This window comes from Pseudoduganella sp. S-14, assembly GCF_049913285.1.
In the GTDB taxonomy this organism is placed as follows: Bacteria; Pseudomonadota; Gammaproteobacteria; order Burkholderiales; family Burkholderiaceae_D; genus Rugamonas.
Genome location: NZ_CP183991.1, coordinates 2,755,319 through 2,773,256 on the forward strand (window position 1 = coordinate 2,755,319; position 17,938 = coordinate 2,773,256).

The following is a 17,938-nucleotide window of genomic DNA, read 5'->3' on the forward strand; positions in this document are numbered from 1 at the left end:
TCACCAGCTCCCCTTCAGTTATCGGAACCCGCCACCATGAGTGCCTCCGTAGCTGCCATGCAGTCCGTGGTGCGCAAGCAGCGCATCCAGGACTGGTTCTTCCACAAGATCACGATGGTATTTGCGCTGACCGTACTGGTTGTACTGGTCGGCATTATCATTTCCCTGATCGACGGCGCCTTGCCCGCCCTGAAAGAGTTCGGGCCTGCCTTCATCACGACCGTTGAATGGGACCCGGTCAACGACCAGTTCGGCGCCGCGATTGCCATCGTCGGCACCCTGGCCAGCGCCGGTATCGCGCTGCTGATCGCTTTCCCGGTCAGCTTCGGCATCGCCTTGTTCCTGACCGAGGTATGCCCGGTCTGGCTGCGCCGCCCGCTGGGCACCGCCATCGAGCTGCTGGCCGGCGTGCCATCGATTATTTACGGCATGTGGGGCCTGTTCGTGTTCGCCCCGATGTTCAGCGAATACGTGCAGCCGCTGCTAAAGTCCACCCTCGGCGCCTTGCCTTTGATCGGTGCGCTGTTCAAAGGCCCGACCATGGGTATCGGCATCCTGACCGCCGGCCTGATCCTGGCTGTAATGATCATTCCGTTCATCGCTTCGGTGATGCGCGACGTGTTCGAGATCGTGCCGGCCGTGTTGAAGGAGTCTGCTTACGGCCTCGGATGCACCCGCTGGGAAGTGGTGCGCAAGGTGGTGCTGCCGTACACCAAGACTGGCGTGGTGGGCGGCGTCATGCTGGGCCTGGGCCGCGCCCTGGGGGAAACCATGGCGGTCACCTTCGTGATCGGTAACGCGGCCAAGCTGCCGACCTCGCTGTTCTCGCCGGGCAGTTCGATTGCGTCGACCCTGGCCAATGAATTCGCCGAAGCGTCCAGCAAGCTGCACGTGTCCTCGCTGTTCGCGCTGGGCCTGCTGCTGTTCATCATTACCTTTATTGTCCTGTCCGGCGCCAAGCTGATGCTGATGGGCCTGTCGCGCAAGGAGGGCGTCAAATGAAGCAGACCAAGAATCCTGTCTACCGCAAACGCCTGTTCTTCCATCGCGTCGGCATGGCGCTGTCGGTCGGCGCGATGTCGGTTGGCCTGATCGCGCTGCTGTGGATCCTTGCCACGCTGCTGATCAACGGCTTCTCCGCCCTCAATGTGCTGATCTTCACCGGCGACACGCCGGCTCCCGGCAGCGATGGCGGCGGCCTGCGTAACGCCATCTTCGGGACGCTGATGATGGTGGGCTTGTCGACCGCAGTGTCGACCCCGATCGGCATCCTTGCCGGCATCTACCTGGCCGAATACGGCGAAGAGAACAAGGTCGCGCAAGTGACCCGTTTCGTGACCGACATCATGCTGTCCGCGCCGTCGATCGTGATTGGCCTGTTCGTGTATGCGCTGTACGTGGCCAAGGTGCAGCATTTCTCCGGTTACGCCGGATCCATCGCGCTGTCGCTGATCGCGATCCCGGTGGTGGTCCGCACCACCGACAATATGTTGAAGCTGGTGCCGAACTCGCTGCTGGAAGCGGCCTACGCCCTCGGCGCGCCGCGCTGGAAGGTGTCTGTGATGGTGCGCCTGCGCGCCGTCAAGGCCGGCGTAATGACCGGTGTGCTGCTGGCCGTGGCCCGCGTGGCAGGCGAGACCGCACCGTTGCTGTTCACCGCCCTGAACAACCAGTTTTTCAGCGCCGACATGAACCAGCCGCTGGCCAACCTGCCGGTAGTGATCTACCAGTTCGCCATGAGCCCATACGACAACTGGCGCGAGCTGGCTTGGGGCGGCGCGCTGATCGTGACCTTCAGCGTCCTGGCACTGAACATCCTGTCGCGCACCGTGTTTGCGCAAAAAGCACCAAAATAACGAGTACAGATCATGACCCAAGCTAGCAAAATCATTGAAATCTCCGGCCTGAATTTCTACTATGGCAAGACGCGCAGCCTGCATAACGTCAACCTGGATATCCATGAGAAGAAGGTGACTGCTTTCATCGGCCCGTCCGGCTGCGGCAAATCGACCCTGCTGCGCACCCTGAACCGCATGTACGACCTGTACCCGGGCCAGCGCGCTGAAGGCGCCATCCGCTACCGCGGCCACAACATCCTGGAAGCGGGCCTGGACGTGAACATGCTGCGCGCCAAGGTGGGCATGGTGTTCCAGAAGCCGACCCCGTTCCCGATGTCGATCTACGACAATATCGCCTTCGGCGTGCGCCTGTATGAAGACCTGTCGAAAGGCGAGATGGACGAGCGCGTCGAATGGGCGCTGAAAAAAGCCGCCCTGTGGGGCGAGGTGAAGGACAAGCTGGCCAAGAGCGGCCTGTCGCTGTCCGGCGGCCAGCAGCAGCGCCTGTGCATCGCACGCGGCGTGGCGGTGAAGCCTGACGTCCTGCTGCTGGACGAGCCGACTTCCGCACTGGACCCGATTTCCACTTCCAAGATCGAAGAACTGATCTCCGAATTGAAAGAGGACTACACGATCGCCATCGTGACCCACAACATGCAGCAGGCGGCACGCTGCTCCGACTACACCGCGTATATGTACCTGGGCGAACTGGTGGAATTCGGCGAAACCGACCAGATTTTCATGAACCCTGTGCGCAAAGAGACCCAGGACTACATCACCGGCCGCTTTGGCTAACCAGAAAAAGAGAGAGAAGACATATGATGGGCGAACATTCCTCCAAGGCTTACGACACCGAACTCGAAGGCATCCGTTCCAAAGTGCTGCTGATGGGCGGCATGGTCGAGACCATGTTCCTCGATGCGATGACCTGCTTCCGCATCGGCAACCTGGAGCGCGCCGAACGCGTGGTGGCCGAAGACGCCAACGTCAACCAGCTGGAAGTGCAGCTGGACGACCAGTGCAGCCACCTGATCGTCAAACGCCAGCCGACTGCCAACGACCTGCGCACCGTGATGGCCACCCTGAAGGTGATCACCGACCTGGAACGCATCGGCGACGAAGCCGCCAAGATCGCTCGCATCGCCAAGGCCTTGCACGGGCGCGGCGCCGTGACCCTGAACCACTATGAAATGGTGCGCACCATCGCCACCGCCACCAGCGACCTGCTGCACGACGCGCTGGACGCCTTCGCCCGCGGCGACGAAAAGGCCGCGCTGGACCTGATCGCCCAGGATGCCGTGATCGACCATGAATACCGCTCCATCATGCGCAACCTGATCACCTTCATGATGGAAGATCCGCGTACAATCTCGGCAGCGCTGGACACGATGTGGGTGGCCAAGGCCATCGAACGCATCGGCGACCATGCCAAGAATATCGCCGAATACGTGATCTACGTGGTGGAAGGCAGGGATATCCGCCATTCCCACGGAGCGACCCAAGAAGCAAGTAAATAAATGGCATCCGACAAAACGACTGTACTGATTGTTGAAGATGAACCGGCGATTGTTGAGCTGGTGAGGTTCTCGCTGCGCGAAGCGGGCTGGAACTGCGTGGTGGCGCAATCCACGCAGGAAGCATGGGAGGTCATGCAGACCCGCACCCCGCAGCTGGTGCTGCTGGACTGGATGCTGCCGGACCAGAGCGGCCTGCGCCTTTTGGCCCGCATCCGCGGCGACCGCCACTTCGCCGCCGTTCCTGTGATCATGCTGACGGCCAAAAGCATGGAAGAGGACAAGCTGGCAGGCCTGAATGGCGGCGCCGACGACTACATCACCAAGCCGTTTTCACCGCGCGAGCTGCTGGCCCGCGCGCGCGCACTGTTGCGCCGCAAGAGCCCCGAACTGGCCGAGACCCAGCTCAAGGCCGGCCCGGTGGTGCTCGATCCGGTCAGCTGCACCGTGTCGATGAACGACAACAAGATCGACATCGGGCACGCCGAATACAAGCTGCTCAAGTTCTTCATGGCCCACCCGGAGCGCGTGTTCTCGCGCAGCCAGCTGCTGGACAAGGTGTGGGGTGACCATGTGGTGATCGAGGAGCGCACGGTGGACGTCCACGTGCTGCGCCTGCGCAAGGCGCTGAAGGATGCCGAGCACCTGATCAAGACGGTGCGCAGCGTAGGATATATGCTGACCGAGAAGCCATGAATCCAAAAGTCGTGTTCTGGGTACCTGTCGCCATCCGGCTTGGCTTCCTGCTGGCAGGCGCGGGCCTGATGTGGTGGTGGTTCGGCCTGGCGGCCGGCATTGTCACCGCCTTTGCCGGCGTGCTGGCTGCCGTGTTCATCCAGCTCAAATACCTTTATCAGCTGAGCGAATGGCTGGACAAGCCCGAGTCGGGCCGCCTGCCCGATGGCTGGGGCGAGTGGACCAATATTTTCTCGCGCCTGTACCGCCTGCGCCGCGACGACGAAAAGAACCAGGCCGAGTTGACCGAATGGCTGGCGCGCTTCCGCCAGGCCATGCACCTGCTGCCCGATGGCGTGGTGATCATGGACGACGTGCTGTTTCTCGAATGGTGCAACCCGGCGGCGGAAGAGCACCTGGGCCTGCAGCAAGCGCGCGACAAGGGCATGCGCGTGACCAACCTGGTGCGCAGCCCCGACTTCATGGACTACCTGATCCTGGGCCGCTACGACCTGCCGCTGACGCTGAACTTCCGCGGCCGCAAGCTGGTGGCGCATATCATCCCGTTCGAGAACCGGCGCCAGATCCTGGTCACGCACGACATCACCGAGACCCAGCGCGCCGAAATGATGCGCCGCGACTTTATCGCCAACGCCTCGCACGAGCTGCGCACCCCGCTGACCGTGATTGCCGGCTTCCTGGAAATCGCCGCTTCGATGGAGCTGGACGCCGAAACACGCGCCGCCCACCTCAAGCTGATGAGCGAGCAAAGCCACCGCATGCAGCATTTGATCGAGGACATGCTGACCTTGTCGCGCCTGGAATCGGTCGACCACCCGATGCGTCCGGAGCACGTAAACATCCCGGCGCTGCTGGAGCAGGTGCTGCACGAAGCGCGCGCGCTGTCCGGCGGCAAGCACGAGATCTCGCTGGAAGTCCACGGCGGCGACGTGATGGGCAATATGGATGAACTGCATAGCGCCTTCGGCAACCTGGCGTCGAATGCGGTGCGCTACACGCCCGCCGGCGGCACGATCAAGCTGCGTTGGGAAGACACGCCGACCGGCGTGCAGTTCCAGGTGCAGGACACCGGCATCGGCATCAACCCGGAGCATATTTCCCGCCTGACCGAGCGCTTCTACCGCGTCGACAAGAGCCGCTCGCGAGAGACGCAGGGCACCGGCCTGGGTCTGGCCATCGTCAAGCACGTACTGCTGCGTCACAGCGGCAAGCTGAATATCAGCTCCGAGGCAGGGCAGGGCAGCACCTTCACGGTCAGCCTGCCGAAATCGCTGGTTTCCACTACCGTCGAGCCCGCGCAAGCTGCATAAGAAGAAAAATGGGGACGTACCCCATTTATTAGGTAAAATCTGCTCGCCTAAAAAAACGAGCAGATTAACCACTACATGCACTTGAAACGTTTCGCTTTTGCCATCCTGGCCGCCGCAGCGCTGGCCGGTTGCCAGACTAATCCCAATACCGTTACCACCGAACTCGATCCGCCGATCAAATCGACCGACGTGCCGCTGGTTTCCGTTGAACCGCCGGTGCAGCCCCCTGTGGTAGCGCCGGTTGCGCCAGTACAGCGCAAGGTGAAGATCGGCCTCGCCCTCGGTGGCGGCGCCGCACGCGGGTTCGCCCACATCGGCGTGATCAAGGCGCTGGAAGCGCAGGGCATCGTGCCCGATATCGTGGTCGGCACCAGTGCCGGTTCCGTGGTGGGCGCCCTGTATGCGGCCGGCAATGATGCCAAGGCCCTGCAGAAGATGGCCGTCGACCTCGATGAATCGGCCATTTCCGACTGGGCGCTACCTTTGTTTGGCAAGTCTTCCGGCGTGCTGAAGGGCGAGGCCCTGCAATCCTTCGTCAACAAGGCTGTCGGCAACCGCGTCATCGAAAAGCTGAAAATGCCGTTCGGCGCCGTGGCATCGGACCTGAAAACCGGCCAGCCTATCCTGTTCCAGCGCGGGAATACCGGCATGGCGGTGCGCGCCAGCTCGGCTGTTCCTGGCGTGTTCCAGCCGGTGAAGATCGGCGACCACACCTACGTCGATGGCGGCCTGGTGGCGCCGGTGCCGGTGCGCTTTGCGCGTGAAATGGGCGCGGAATTCATCATCGCGGTAAATATTTCGACCCAGGCCGAGGCGCAGGCCACCAATTCTTCGCTGGAGGTCATCATGCAGACCTTCTCCATCATGGGCCAGCGCATCAACCAGCTTGAACTGCGCGATGCCGACATCGTGATCCAGCCGCCGCTGGGCAAGATGGGTTCCGCGGAATTCACCAACCGCTCGGGCGCCATGCAGGCGGGCGAGCGTGCAACCCTGGCCGTCATGCCGCAACTGAAGCAAAAGCTGAAGGCGCGCCGCGAAACCCCGGCCCCATAATAACCAGGAAACGAGAGAATGATCACCAAGCCAGTACTGTCCCTGGACGACATCAAGAAAATCGCCGCTGCCGCCGAGGCGGAGGCAACGAAGAACAACTGGGCAGTTACCATTGCCATCGTCGACGACGGCGGCCACCTGCTGTGGCTCCAGCGCCTGGATGGCGCGGCGCCCCTGTCATCGCACATCGCTCCCGCCAAGGCACGCCTGTCGGCCCTGGGCCGCCGCGAAACCAAGATCTATGAAGACATGATCAATGGCGGACGTACTTCCTTCATCGGCGTGCCGATGGTGGAAGCCCCGCTGGAAGGCGGCGTCAATATCGTGGTTGATGGCCATACCATCGGCGCGGTGGGCGTGTCGGGCGTGAAGTCCAGCGAAGATGCACAAATCGCCAAGGCGGGTATTGCTGCATTGGCTTAAGTCTTGCAATTGAAGCAATGTATTCCTAGAATACAGGCAAGGGGGAGTTATGAGACTGCCGTTTGCCTTGCTGCTTTGTTCAATCATCCTGTCGGCGCCGCTGCACGCTGAAGAGCTGCAGCTGTCCGTCATCTCGCGCAGCACCACCCATGCCGACTTGTGGAAAGCGGCGGAAGTCGCTTTCCAGCGCGCCGGCATCAATGCGGTGGTGCGCGAAGTGTCGCCCGAGCGCTCGGCCGTGCTGGCCAATGAAGGCACGACCGATGGCGACGTCGGACGCTCCTCCGGCCTCGAAAAAAACTACCCCAACCTGGTCCAGGTACCTGAACCGATCTACCAATACGCACCAACGGCGTTCGCTTATAAACGCTTCGACGTGACGGGTGGCTGGGAATCCCTGCGCTCGCACACAGTCTGCATTCGCCGCGGCCTGCGCCAGACCGACCAGCGTACCAAGGAGCTGCCGCGCCAGGTGCTGGCCGACGAGGCGACCATGCTGCGCATGCTGGCGGCCGGCGGTTGCGATGTCGCGATCATGGAGCGCAATAATGCGCTGGCGCGCGCCGCCATGACTGCCGATCCGCCGCTCCAGCGCCTGCTGCCGCCGATGGAAATCATGCCCCTCTACATCTACCTGCACAAGAGCCATGCGGCGCTGGTGCCCAAAGTAGCTGCGGCCCTGAAGCAGATGCGGGCCGATGGCACCATGCATAAGCTGCTCGGCGAAGGAGAGTAGCAATGAAAGTCCTGCTTGCCTTGCTGTGCGCGCTGGCTTCGGCGCCCGTGCCAGGCCAGGACCTGCAACTCTTCGTGATTCCGGATACGCCGGCCCATCTCGAGGCGTGGAAGACCGTTGAAGCCGCGGCGCACCGTGCCGGGCTGGGCGTCAAGGTAAGGGCCTTGTCCGCCGAACGCGGCATGGTGCTGGTCAATGAAGGCAAGCTGGATGGCGCCATCGGCCGCACCATGCTGGCCGCCAGCAGCTATCCTCAGCTGGTGGCAGTTCCGGAACCGATCTATATGTACGCGCCAACTGCCTATTCCTATAAGAAGGTCGACGTGTCGCGCGGCTGGCAATCGCTGCGCGGCCACACACTCTGCATACGGCGGGGCTATAACTTCACGGAAGAGCGCACGGCCCGCATGCCGCGCCAGCGCCTGGACAACGATGCGTCCTTATTGCGCATGCTGAAAGCCGGCGGTTGCGATATCGCCATCATGGGCCGCAGCAACAAGGAAGTGCTGGCGATGCAGGAACACGACCGGGACCTGCTGCAATTGCTGCCGCCACTGGAAGAAGTGCCGCTTTACCTGTTCCTGCACAAGCGCCACGCGGCATTGGTGACGCGCCTAGCCGAGGCGCTCCGCCAAGGCCGCTGAGGCTCGGGCAGGGCTTGCCGCGGGAGGAACTTTGGGTTATAATTCAAAGGTTTAGCCAATTACCATTCGACCGTAGCGCCTACCTCACACATCCATCATCATCTGACCCGCGAGCCCGGCATTGCGCCCGTACACCCGTGGGTTGTCTGAGTGGCGTCGCTACGGTAACTTAATCAGGAGTTGCCCTTGCCGCCATTTTTTTCTGGCCCAGCCGTTCCAGCCATCCTGGCACTAGCCGACGGAACAATCTTTAAAGGTATTTCCATTGGCGCTGCCGGTCACACGACGGGCGAAGTCGTTTTCAATACCTCCATGACGGGTTATCAGGAAATCCTGACCGATCCATCGTATTCCCGCCAGATCGTCACCCTGACTTACCCGCACATCGGCAACTACGGTATCAATACCGAAGACGTCGAGGCGTCCAAAGTCCACGCCGCAGGCCTGATCATCCGCGACCTGCCGCTGATCCACTCGAATTTCCGCTCCAGCCAATCGCTGACCGACTACCTGAAGACAGAGAACATCGTCGCCATCGCCGGTATCGACACCCGCAAGCTGACCCGCGTGCTGCGCGAGAAGGGCGCCCAGGCTGGCGCCATCGTGACCGGCGTGCAGGGCAACGAGCCGTCCGTGCAGCAGGCGCTGGAACTGGCGCGCAGCTTCCCAGGCCTGGCGGGCATGGACCTGGCCAAAGTCGTGACCGCGCCGGAAGTGTACGAATGGACCGAGACCGAGTGGGAACTGGGCAAAGGCTATGGCAAGGTAGCCGATGCCTGCGCGGCCCGCCAATTCCACGTAGTGGCCTACGACTTCGGCGTCAAGCGCAATATCCTGCGCATGCTGGCTTCGCGCGGCTGCAAGGTGACCGTGGTGCCGGCGCAGACTTCCGCCGCCTACGTGCTGTCGCTGAACCCGGACGGCGTGTTCCTGTCCAACGGTCCTGGCGACCCTGAGCCATGCGATTACGCGATTGAGGCGACTCGTGTCTTCATGGAGAAGAAGATCCCGGTGTTCGGCATCTGCCTGGGCCACCAGATCATGGCACTGGCCTCCGGCGCCAAGACCCTGAAGATGAAGTTCGGCCACCACGGCGCCAACCACCCGGTGCAGGACCTGGACAGCAAGAAGGTGATGATCACCTCGCAGAACCACGGCTTCGCCGTGGATGCGGACACGCTGCCGGCCAACTGCCGCGTGACCCACGTGTCGCTGTTCGACGGTTCGCTGCAGGGCTTCGCCCGCACCGACGTGCCGGCCTTCTGCTTCCAGGGCCACCCTGAAGCATCGCCTGGCCCGACCGACGTCGCCTACCTGTTTGACCGCTTCATCAACATGATGAATGCCGCGGAGAAGAAATAAATGCCAAAACGTTCTGACATTAAAAGCATCCTGATTATTGGCGCCGGCCCGATCATCATCGGCCAGGCCTGCGAATTCGACTACTCCGGCGCGCAAGCTTGTAAAGCACTGCGCGAAGAGGGCTACAAGGTCATCCTGGTGAACTCCAACCCGGCGACCATCATGACCGACCCGGAAATGGCCGACGTCACCTACATCGAGCCGATCACCTGGCAGGTTGTGGAGCGCATCATCGACAAGGAGCGTCCTGACGCGATCCTGCCGACCATGGGCGGCCAGACCGCGCTGAATTGCGCGCTGGACCTGCACCGCAACGGCGTGCTGGACAAGTACAAGGTGGAGCTGATCGGCGCTACGCCGGAAGCCATCGACAAGGCCGAAGACCGCGCCAAGTTCAAGGATGCGATGACCAAGATCGGCCTGGGTTCGGCGCGTTCCGGCGTGGCGCACTCGATGGAAGAATCGTGGGCGGTGCAAAAGGAAGTCGGCTTCCCGACCATCATCCGTCCATCGTTCACCATGGGCGGTTCCGGCGGCGGTATCGCTTACAACGAAGAAGAATTCGAAGCGATCTGCAAACGCGGCCTGGAAGCTTCCCCAACCAATGAGCTGCTGATCGAAGAATCGCTGCTGGGCTGGAAAGAGTACGAGATGGAAGTGGTGCGCGACAAGGCGGACAACTGCATCATCGTGTGCTCGATCGAAAACCTGGATCCGATGGGTGTGCACACCGGCGACTCGATCACTGTCGCTCCGGCACAGACCCTGACCGACAAGGAATACCAGATCATGCGCAATGCCTCGCTGGCAGTGCTGCGCGAGATCGGCGTGGACACCGGCGGCTCCAACGTGCAGTTCTCGATCAACCCGAAAGACGGCCGCATGATCGTCATCGAGATGAACCCGCGCGTGTCCCGTTCCTCGGCACTGGCATCGAAAGCCACCGGCTTCCCGATCGCCAAGGTGGCTGCGAAACTGGCAGTGGGCTTCACCCTGGATGAACTGCGCAACGAGATCACCGGCGGTGCGACCCCGGCTTCGTTCGAGCCTTCGATCGACTACGTTGTGACCAAGGTGCCGCGCTTCACGTTCGAAAAATTCCCGACCGCTGATCACCACCTGACCACCCAGATGAAATCGGTGGGCGAGGTGATGGCAATCGGCCGTACCTTCCAGGAATCGTTCCAGAAAGCCCTGCGCGGCCTGGAAGTGGGCGTGGACGGCATGAACCAGAAAACCGTCGACCGCGAGAAGCTGGAAGAGGAACTGGGCGAGCCGGGTCCGGACCGCATCTGGTACGTCGGCGACGCTTTCGCCCAAGGCTTCACCCTGGAAGAGGTGTACCAGCTGACCAAGATCGACATGTGGTTCCTGGTGCAGATCAAGGAAATCATCGACCTGGAACTGTGGCTTGATACCCAGAAGCTGGAAAACCTGGACAAGAACACCCTGTACAAGCTGAAACAGAAGGGCTTCTCGGACCGCCGCCTGGGCTACCTGCTGCAATGTGGCGACACCGCCGTGCGCAACAAGCGCCGCGAACTGGGCATCCGTCCGGTGTACAAGCGCGTGGACACCTGCGCCGCCGAGTTCTCGACCGACACCGCCTACATGTACTCGACCTACGATGAAGAGTGCGAGTCCAACCCGACCGACAAGAAGAAGATCATGGTGCTGGGCGGTGGCCCGAACCGTATCGGCCAGGGTATCGAATTCGACTACTGCTGCGTGCACGCCGCGCTGGCCATGCGCGAAGACGGCTACGAGACCATCATGGTCAACTGCAACCCGGAAACCGTGTCGACCGACTACGACACCTCCGACCGCCTGTACTTCGAGTCGCTGACCCTGGAAGACGTGCTGGAAATCGTCGACCTGGAAAAACCGGTCGGCGTGATCGTGCAGTACGGCGGCCAGACTCCGCTGAAGCTGGCGCTGGACCTGGAAGCCAACGGCGTGCCGATCATCGGCACCTCGCCGGACATGATCGACGCCGCGGAAGACCGCGAGCGCTTCCAGAAGCTGCTGCAGGACCTGGGCCTGCGCCAGCCGCCTAACCGCACCGCGCGCACCGAAGAAGAAGCGCTGGCGCTGGCACAGGAAATCGGCTACCCGCTGGTGGTGCGTCCTTCCTACGTGCTGGGCGGCCGTGCGATGGAAATCGTGCACGAACAGCGCGACCTGGAGCGCTACATGCGCGAAGCGGTCAAGGTGTCGAACGACTCGCCGGTGCTGCTGGACCGCTTCCTGAACGACGCGATCGAGTGCGACGTCGACTGCATCTCCGACGGCGACACCACCTTCATCGGCGGCGTGATGGAACACATCGAGCAAGCCGGCGTGCACTCGGGCGACTCGGCCTGCTCGCTGCCGCCTTACTCGCTGTCGCAAGAGACCATCGATGAACTGAAGCGCCAGACCTCGCTGATGGCCAAGGGCCTGAACGTGGTCGGCCTGATGAACGTGCAGTTCGCGATCCAGAAACAAGATGGCAGGGACGTCGTCTTCGTGCTGGAAGTGAACCCGCGCGCCTCGCGTACCGTGCCATACGTATCCAAGGCGACCGGCCTGCAGCTGGCCAAGATCGCCGCACGCTGCATGGTCGGCCAGAAGCTGGCAGAGCAGGGCATCACGAAAGAAATCGTGCCGCCTTACTACAGCGTCAAGGAAGCCGTGTTCCCGTTCGTGAAATTCCCTGGCGTGGACACCATCCTCGGCCCGGAAATGAAATCGACCGGTGAAGTGATGGGCGTTGGCGCCACCTTCGCGGAAGCTTTCGTGAAGTCGCAGCTGGGCGCCGGCGTCAAGCTGCCGACCTCCGGCAAGGTATTCCTGTCGGTGAAAGCGTCGGACAAGCCGCGCGCCGTGAAAGTGGCGAAAGACCTGGTCGACGCAGGCTTCACCCTGTGCGCCACCAAGGGCACTGCCGCCGTGATCGAGGCTGCCGGCATTCCTGTCACCCCGGTGAACAAGAAGTCGGAAGGCCGTCCGCACGTGGTCGACATGATCAAGAACCACGAAATCGCCCTGGTGATCAACACCGTGGAAGAGAAGCGTACCGCGATCAACGACTCGCGCAGCATCCGTACCTCGTCGCTGGCGGCCCGCGTGACCACCTACACCACCATCGCTGGTGCCGAGGCCGCCGTGGCAGGTATCCGCCACCTGGACGAATTGCGTGTGTACGATTTACAAGGCCTGCATAAGTCTTTAAACTAAGACCCGGTAAAGTAGTACGCTTGACAATATAACCACAGGGCCCGCGCTGAAGCATGGCGCGGGCTCTGTGCTTTTTAGCAATTTGACTAGAGACAGATATGAATTCCGTTCCACTCACCAAATTCGGCGCTGAACTCCTGAAAGAAGAGCTGCACCAGCTCAAGACCAAGGAACGCCGCATTGTCATCGATGCCATCGCCGAAGCGCGTTCGCACGGCGACCTGTCCGAAAACGCCGAGTACGATGCCGCCAAGGAGCGCCAGGCCTTCGTCGAAGGCCGTATCGCGGAACTGGAAGGCAAGCTGAGTTCGGCCCAGATCATCGACCCATCCACCCTGGATGCGGAAGGCCGCGTGGTATTCGCCTCCACCGTGGACCTGGAAGACCTGGAATCGGGCCAGAAGGTGAGCTACCAGATCGTCGGCACCGATGAAGCCGACCTGAAGATGAGCAAGGTATCGGTGACGTCGCCGATCGCCCGCGCCCTGATCGGCAAATACGCCGGCGACGTGGTGGAAGTGCAGGCCCCGTCCGGCCCGCGCGAATACGAAATCATCGACGTACGCTACGTTTGATGCTGCTGGCGAAAGTACGCCTGCTGGTGGCCGCCCTGTGGGCCGGCAGCCTGTGGGTGGTCGGCTACCTGGTGGCGCCGACCTTGTTCGCATCGCTGGACCGCGTGCTGGCCGGCTCGATAGCTGGCCTGCTGTTCCATGCCCAGGCCATGTTATCGCTGGGTTGCGGCGCCGCCATGGGCGTGCTGCTGTTCTTCGGCACCCGCGACTGGACGCCCAGGCGCCGCCGCTTGGTGCTGCTGATCGTGGTGGCGATGGTGATGTGTACCGTGGTTTCGCACTTTGGCCTGCAGCCGATGATGGCAGCAGCGAAAGCTTCCGGCGACGGCAGCTTCGGCAAGCTGCATGGCATTTCCAGCACTATTTACCTGGTACAAAGCCTGCTGGCAGCCTGGCTGCTTGTGCGCCAGGCGTAAAAAATGGGGACGTACCCCATTTTTTAGGAAACTAGTTGCTCAATAAATGGGGTACGTCCCCATTTATTAGGCAACGGTTTTCTTGGTGCCGGTCTTCTTCTTGACGCGCTTGATGGTGCCGCCGGCGGTAACGCGTTCGTTCCCCTTCAGCAGGACCTTGCTCACGGATGGCTTCTTGGTGCCGGAGGCGCTTGGCTTGACGATGGTTACCATGCGCATGCCTTTGCCGGCCTTGCCGGTCGAGGCCTTCTCGGCTTCCACGCGAGGACGGTACAACACCAGCAGCTTGCCGATGTGCTGCACCGGCGCGGCGCCGGTCTTCTCGCAGATGGTTTCGTACATTTCGATGCGGGCTTCGCGGTCATCGCCGAAAACGCGCACCTTGATCAAGCCGTGGGAATCCAGGCCCAGCTCGATCTCCTTCATTACGGAAGGGGTCAGGCCGGATTCGCCAACGAGGACGATGGGCTTCAGGCCATGGGCTTCGGCGCGCAGGACACTGCGTTCGGCAGGGGTAAGGTTCAGCATAGTTATTTTTGGATAGTTCTCTTAAAGGCAGTATTCTACGCTAATGGCTAAGAACAAATTAAACAAAAACTGGTTGCACGACCATATTAACGATCCGTATGTGAAGGCCGCCCAGCGCGACGGCTACCGTGCCCGGGCAGCCTATAAGCTGAAAGAGATCGACGAGGATGCCAAGTTGATCAAGCCCGGCCAGGTCATCGTGGACCTGGGCTGCACTCCCGGCTCCTGGGGGCAGTACACCCGCCGCAAGCTCGCGGGCAAGGAGGGCGGGGGCATCAACGGCACCATGATCGGCCTGGATCTCCTGCCGATGGAGCCGATTGCCGACATGCACTTCATCCAGGGCGACTTCCGCGAACAGGAAATCCTCGACCAGCTGGCCGAAGTGCTGCAAGGCCGCAAGGCGGACCTTGTGCTATCCGATATGGCGCCCAATTTATCCGGTATTGCGGTAGCCGATGCAGCCCGTATGGAAGACCTGATCGATATCGCCATCGATTTCAGCCAGCACCATATGAAACCGGGTGGCGCGTTATTGGTGAAATGCTTCAAGGACCTGGGATTCAGCCAGATCGTCGAGAAATTCCGGCGCGAATTCAAGACCGTGGTGCAGAAAAAGCCGAAAGCCAGCCGCGATAAATCGTCGGAAATCTTCTTATTGGGCCGCGGGCTCAAAAATCCAGTGGAATAATGCCATTCTGGCCCTTGATTTAGCTGGAAAAATCCACATATCCTGCGCAGGAGTGTGCACCATAGGGCCGGTTTGTAGCACGGCCCGGGTTTAACGAGTAAAATCGGATTTCTGCTATAGGTAACTGGTGCGCTTTCGCATCCAAGGAGTTTTCGTGAATAACATGTTTTCCAAATCGGCTATCTGGGTTGTTGTAGCCTTGCTGTTATTTATGCTGTTTAAGCAATTTGACAGCCACAGCATCGCCGGCGGCGCGAAGCCTATCGCTTATTCCGATCTGTTGGATGAGGTCATAGCGAAGCGCATTAAAGATGTCGTGATTGAAGGGCAGACTATTACTGCAACCCGTGTCGACGATTCCAAAGTCCGCACCACCTCGACTTTCCTGGACCGCGGCCTGATCCGCGACCTGCGCGACAATGGCGTGCGTTTCGACGTCAAGCCGCCTGAAGAGCCAGGCATCCTGCAACAGGTCTTCGTATCCTGGTTCCCGATGCTGCTGCTGATTGGCGTGTGGGTGTTCTTCATGCGCCAGATGCAGGGGGGCGGCAAGGGCGGCGCGTTCTCCTTCGGCAAGTCGAAGGCGCGCATGCTGGACGAAACCAATAACACCGTGACCTTCGCCGACGTGGCAGGTTGCGACGAAGCCAAAGAGGAAGTGACCGAGATCGTCGACTTCCTGAAAGACCCGACCAAGTTCCAGAAACTGGGCGGCCGCATTCCACGCGGCGTGCTGATGGTTGGCCCTCCAGGTACCGGTAAGACCCTGCTGGCGCGTGCCATTGCGGGTGAAGCCAAGGTGCCGTTCTTCTCGATTTCCGGTTCGGACTTCGTTGAAATGTTCGTCGGCGTGGGTGCGTCCCGTGTCCGCGACATGTTCGAGAACGCCAAGAAGCATTCGCCTTGCATCATCTTCATCGACGAGATCGACGCCGTTGGCCGCCATCGTGGCGCCGGCATGGGCGGCGGCAACGACGAGCGCGAACAGACCCTGAACCAGCTGCTGGTTGAGATGGACGGCTTTGAAGCGTCGTCCGGCGTGATCGTGATTGCCGCGACCAACCGTGCCGACGTGCTGGACAAGGCGCTGCTGCGTCCGGGCCGTTTCGACCGCCAGGTGTCCGTTGGCCTGCCGGATATCCGCGGCCGCGAACAGATCCTGAACGTCCATATGCGCAAGGTACCGATCAGCACCGACGTGAAGGCCGACATCCTGGCCCGCGGCACCCCGGGCTTCTCCGGCGCCGACCTGGCCAACCTGGTCAACGAAGCCGCCCTGTTTGCTGCGCGCCGCAACAAGCGCCTGGTCGACATGATCGACTTCGAAGATGCGAAAGACAAGATCTTCATGGGCCCGGAACGCAAGTCCATGGTGATCCGCGAAGAAGAGCGCCGCAATACCGCTTACCACGAGTCCGGCCACGCCGTGGTGGCCAAGCTGCTGCCGAAGGCTGACCCGGTCCACAAAGTGACCATCATGCCGCGCGGCTGGGCGCTAGGCCTGACCTGGCAGCTGCCTGAGCACGACAATATTTCGGGCTACAAGGACAAGATGCTGGAAGAGATTTCCATCCTGTTCGGCGGCCGTATTGCGGAAGAGATCTTCGTCGGCCAGATGTCGACCGGCGCTTCCAACGACTTCGCCCGCGCCACCAAGTTGGCCCGTGCCATGGTCACCAAGTACGGCATGTCCGATGCGCTGGGCGTGATGGTGTACGAAGACAGCCAGAACGACGGCTGGCTGGGCGGCGCCAACAAGACCATCTCGGAAGCGACCCAGCAGAAGGTGGACGCGGAGATCCGCACCATCCTGGATTCGCAATACGCCCTGGCGCGCAAGCTGCTGGAAGAGAATCGCGAAAAGGTTGAAGTGATGACCAAGGCCTTGCTGGAATGGGAAACCATCGACGCAGACCAGGTGAACGACATCATGGCGGGCCAGGAGCCGCGCCCACCGAAGGCTGGCACCACCATCCGCAAACAGCCGGGCAGCGACGGCCCAGGTTCGAACCCGAACCCGAACGCCACCGCACCAGCTTAATCGCCTTTAAAACAGGGGACGCAACACATTTGAATGTGTTGCGTCCCCTTTTTCCGCTACCATGCCTCAACACAAGTTTGGCCGATTCAATTTCCCGACCAGCCGCCCGCTGGTGATGGGCATCCTCAACGCTACGCCTGACTCCTTCAGCGACGGCGGCCAGTTCGCCAGCCTCGACTACGCAATCACGCACGCCGAACAAATGATCCGCGACGGCGTCGACATCATCGACATCGGAGGCGAGAGCAGCCGCCCCGGCGCCCCGGCCGTCAAGCTGGACGAGGAGTTGCGCCGCGTCATGCCGCTGATTTTCGCCCTGCGCGACTGCGGCAAGGCCATCAGCGTCGACACCTACAAGCCTGAAGTCATGCGCGAAGCGGTGCTGGCCGGCGTCGACATGATCAACGATATAAACGGTTTCCGCGCCCCTGGCGCCATCGAAGCTGTCAAGGATAGCGATTGTTCGTTGTGCATCATGCACATGATTGGTAATCCGATAACAATGCAGGCCAGCCCGGAGTACAATGATGTTGTGCGTGAAGTCACTGATTTCCTGGCTGAGCGCATTGCCGTCCTGACGGCGGCAGGGATTGACAAGGAACGCCTGTGGATCGACCCTGGCTTTGGTTTCGGCAAGACGGTAGAGCACAATTACGCGCTGCTGAAAGCAGGCAAGCAGATGATTGGCGAGCTCGGCGTGCCGCTGCTGGCCGGCCTGTCGCGCAAATCGATGATCGGTGCAGTCACAGGCAAACCGGTTGAGCAGCGCATGGCCGGCAGTATTGGCGGCGCCCTGGCAGCAGTTGCGCACGGCGCCCAGATCGTCAGGGTGCATGATGTAGCAGAGACCGTTGACGCACTTCGCGTGTGGCAGGCGGCGCATTAAGAA

At 61.3% G+C, this 17,938-nt stretch carries 18 protein-coding genes; 17 read left to right on the top strand and 1 reads right to left on the bottom strand.

Annotated features, from left to right (window positions below):
- Positions 1–36: 36 nt before the first annotated feature.
- From pstC to ACN9MZ_RS12785, 14 genes are all read left to right on the top strand, one after another.
- Positions 37–1,002 carry a phosphate ABC transporter permease subunit PstC gene (gene pstC, locus ACN9MZ_RS12720; protein WP_426342471.1) on the top strand — a complete coding sequence of 322 codons (966 nt, stop codon included), beginning with the start codon at positions 37–39 and terminating at the stop codon, positions 1,000–1,002.
- Positions 999–1,856: a phosphate ABC transporter permease PstA gene (pstA, locus tag ACN9MZ_RS12725; protein WP_426342472.1), complete on the top strand. Its 858-nt coding sequence runs from the start codon at positions 999–1,001 to the stop codon at positions 1,854–1,856. Before pstC ends, pstA begins: the two co-directional genes overlap by 4 nt.
- Before the next feature lie 12 nt (positions 1,857–1,868).
- Complete coding sequence (pstB, locus tag ACN9MZ_RS12730; protein ID WP_426171328.1) at positions 1,869–2,633, top strand: phosphate ABC transporter ATP-binding protein PstB; 765 nt, start codon at positions 1,869–1,871, stop codon at positions 2,631–2,633.
- 23 nt (positions 2,634–2,656) lie between these two features.
- The gene (gene phoU, locus ACN9MZ_RS12735; protein ID WP_426342473.1) at positions 2,657–3,355 is read left to right on the top strand and encodes a phosphate signaling complex protein PhoU; all 699 of its coding nucleotides are present in this window, start codon (positions 2,657–2,659) and stop codon (positions 3,353–3,355) included.
- The gene (gene phoB / locus ACN9MZ_RS12740) at positions 3,356–4,048 is read left to right on the top strand and encodes a phosphate regulon transcriptional regulator PhoB (protein WP_057263163.1); all 693 of its coding nucleotides are present in this window, start codon (positions 3,356–3,358) and stop codon (positions 4,046–4,048) included.
- On the top strand, positions 4,045–5,358 hold the full coding sequence (phoR, locus tag ACN9MZ_RS12745) for a phosphate regulon sensor histidine kinase PhoR (protein WP_426342474.1): 1,314 nt from the start codon (positions 4,045–4,047) through the stop codon (positions 5,356–5,358). The genes phoB and phoR overlap by 4 nt, the downstream gene beginning before the upstream one ends.
- Positions 5,359–5,433: 75 nt before the next feature.
- The gene (locus ACN9MZ_RS12750; RefSeq protein ID WP_426342475.1) at positions 5,434–6,414 is read left to right on the top strand and encodes a patatin-like phospholipase family protein; all 981 of its coding nucleotides are present in this window, start codon (positions 5,434–5,436) and stop codon (positions 6,412–6,414) included.
- Positions 6,415–6,432: 18 nt separating this feature from the next.
- Positions 6,433–6,837, top strand: coding sequence for a heme-binding protein (locus ACN9MZ_RS12755; RefSeq protein ID WP_426342476.1), 405 nt, complete (start codon positions 6,433–6,435; stop codon positions 6,835–6,837).
- 49 nt (positions 6,838–6,886) lie between these two features.
- Entirely contained in the window at positions 6,887–7,573 is a 687-nt protein-coding gene (locus ACN9MZ_RS12760) for a substrate-binding periplasmic protein (protein WP_426342477.1), read from the top strand.
- A 2-nt stretch (positions 7,574–7,575) separates the two neighbouring features.
- Positions 7,576–8,217: a substrate-binding periplasmic protein gene (locus tag ACN9MZ_RS12765; protein ID WP_426342478.1), complete on the top strand. Its 642-nt coding sequence runs from the start codon at positions 7,576–7,578 to the stop codon at positions 8,215–8,217.
- Between the two features lie 186 nt (positions 8,218–8,403).
- Positions 8,404–9,579, top strand: coding sequence for a glutamine-hydrolyzing carbamoyl-phosphate synthase small subunit (gene carA / locus ACN9MZ_RS12770; protein ID WP_426342479.1), 1,176 nt, complete (start codon positions 8,404–8,406; stop codon positions 9,577–9,579).
- Entirely contained in the window at positions 9,580–12,798 is a 3,219-nt protein-coding gene (gene carB, locus ACN9MZ_RS12775; protein WP_426342480.1) for a carbamoyl-phosphate synthase large subunit, read from the top strand.
- Positions 12,799–12,896: 98 nt separating this feature from the next.
- Positions 12,897–13,373 carry a transcription elongation factor GreA gene (gene greA, locus ACN9MZ_RS12780; RefSeq protein ID WP_426342481.1) on the top strand — a complete coding sequence of 159 codons (477 nt, stop codon included), beginning with the start codon at positions 12,897–12,899 and terminating at the stop codon, positions 13,371–13,373.
- Positions 13,373–13,789 carry a DUF4149 domain-containing protein gene (locus ACN9MZ_RS12785; RefSeq protein ID WP_426342482.1) on the top strand — a complete coding sequence of 139 codons (417 nt, stop codon included), beginning with the start codon at positions 13,373–13,375 and terminating at the stop codon, positions 13,787–13,789. The genes greA and ACN9MZ_RS12785 overlap by 1 nt, the downstream gene beginning before the upstream one ends.
- 66 nt (positions 13,790–13,855) lie before the next feature.
- On the opposite strand, the gene yhbY is transcribed toward ACN9MZ_RS12785, so the two are convergent.
- Entirely contained in the window at positions 13,856–14,317 is a 462-nt protein-coding gene (gene yhbY, locus ACN9MZ_RS12790; protein WP_426342483.1) for a ribosome assembly RNA-binding protein YhbY, read from the bottom strand.
- Between the two features lie 43 nt (positions 14,318–14,360).
- Between yhbY and ACN9MZ_RS12795 the strand changes: the two genes are divergently transcribed.
- From ACN9MZ_RS12795 to folP, 3 genes are all read left to right on the top strand, one after another.
- The gene (locus ACN9MZ_RS12795; protein ID WP_426342484.1) at positions 14,361–15,008 is read left to right on the top strand and encodes an RlmE family RNA methyltransferase; all 648 of its coding nucleotides are present in this window, start codon (positions 14,361–14,363) and stop codon (positions 15,006–15,008) included.
- 154 nt (positions 15,009–15,162) lie between these two features.
- Complete coding sequence (gene ftsH, locus ACN9MZ_RS12800; protein WP_426342485.1) at positions 15,163–17,049, top strand: ATP-dependent zinc metalloprotease FtsH; 1,887 nt, start codon at positions 15,163–15,165, stop codon at positions 17,047–17,049.
- Between the two features lie 61 nt (positions 17,050–17,110).
- Positions 17,111–17,935, top strand: coding sequence for a dihydropteroate synthase (gene folP / locus ACN9MZ_RS12805; protein WP_426342486.1), 825 nt, complete (start codon positions 17,111–17,113; stop codon positions 17,933–17,935).
- The last annotated feature ends 3 nt before the right edge of the window (positions 17,936–17,938 follow it).

Coding starts and splice junctions, on each gene's coding strand:
- pstC (WP_426342471.1), top strand. CDS start 37: ATGAGTGCCTCCGTAGCTGCCATGCAGTCCGTGGTGCGCAAGCAGCGC.
- pstA (WP_426342472.1), top strand. CDS start 999: ATGAAGCAGACCAAGAATCCTGTCTACCGCAAACGCCTGTTCTTCCAT.
- pstB (WP_426171328.1), top strand. CDS start 1,869: ATGACCCAAGCTAGCAAAATCATTGAAATCTCCGGCCTGAATTTCTAC.
- phoU (WP_426342473.1), top strand. CDS start 2,657: ATGATGGGCGAACATTCCTCCAAGGCTTACGACACCGAACTCGAAGGC.
- phoB (WP_057263163.1), top strand. CDS start 3,356: ATGGCATCCGACAAAACGACTGTACTGATTGTTGAAGATGAACCGGCG.
- phoR (WP_426342474.1), top strand. CDS start 4,045: ATGAATCCAAAAGTCGTGTTCTGGGTACCTGTCGCCATCCGGCTTGGC.
- ACN9MZ_RS12750 (WP_426342475.1), top strand. CDS start 5,434: ATGCACTTGAAACGTTTCGCTTTTGCCATCCTGGCCGCCGCAGCGCTG.
- ACN9MZ_RS12755 (WP_426342476.1), top strand. CDS start 6,433: ATGATCACCAAGCCAGTACTGTCCCTGGACGACATCAAGAAAATCGCC.
- ACN9MZ_RS12760 (WP_426342477.1), top strand. CDS start 6,887: ATGAGACTGCCGTTTGCCTTGCTGCTTTGTTCAATCATCCTGTCGGCG.
- ACN9MZ_RS12765 (WP_426342478.1), top strand. CDS start 7,576: ATGAAAGTCCTGCTTGCCTTGCTGTGCGCGCTGGCTTCGGCGCCCGTG.
- carB (WP_426342480.1), top strand. CDS start 9,580: ATGCCAAAACGTTCTGACATTAAAAGCATCCTGATTATTGGCGCCGGC.
- greA (WP_426342481.1), top strand. CDS start 12,897: ATGAATTCCGTTCCACTCACCAAATTCGGCGCTGAACTCCTGAAAGAA.
- ACN9MZ_RS12785 (WP_426342482.1), top strand. CDS start 13,373: ATGCTGCTGGCGAAAGTACGCCTGCTGGTGGCCGCCCTGTGGGCCGGC.
- yhbY (WP_426342483.1), bottom strand. CDS start 14,317: ATGCTGAACCTTACCCCTGCCGAACGCAGTGTCCTGCGCGCCGAAGCC.
- ACN9MZ_RS12795 (WP_426342484.1), top strand. CDS start 14,361: ATGGCTAAGAACAAATTAAACAAAAACTGGTTGCACGACCATATTAAC.
- folP (WP_426342486.1), top strand. CDS start 17,111: ATGCCTCAACACAAGTTTGGCCGATTCAATTTCCCGACCAGCCGCCCG.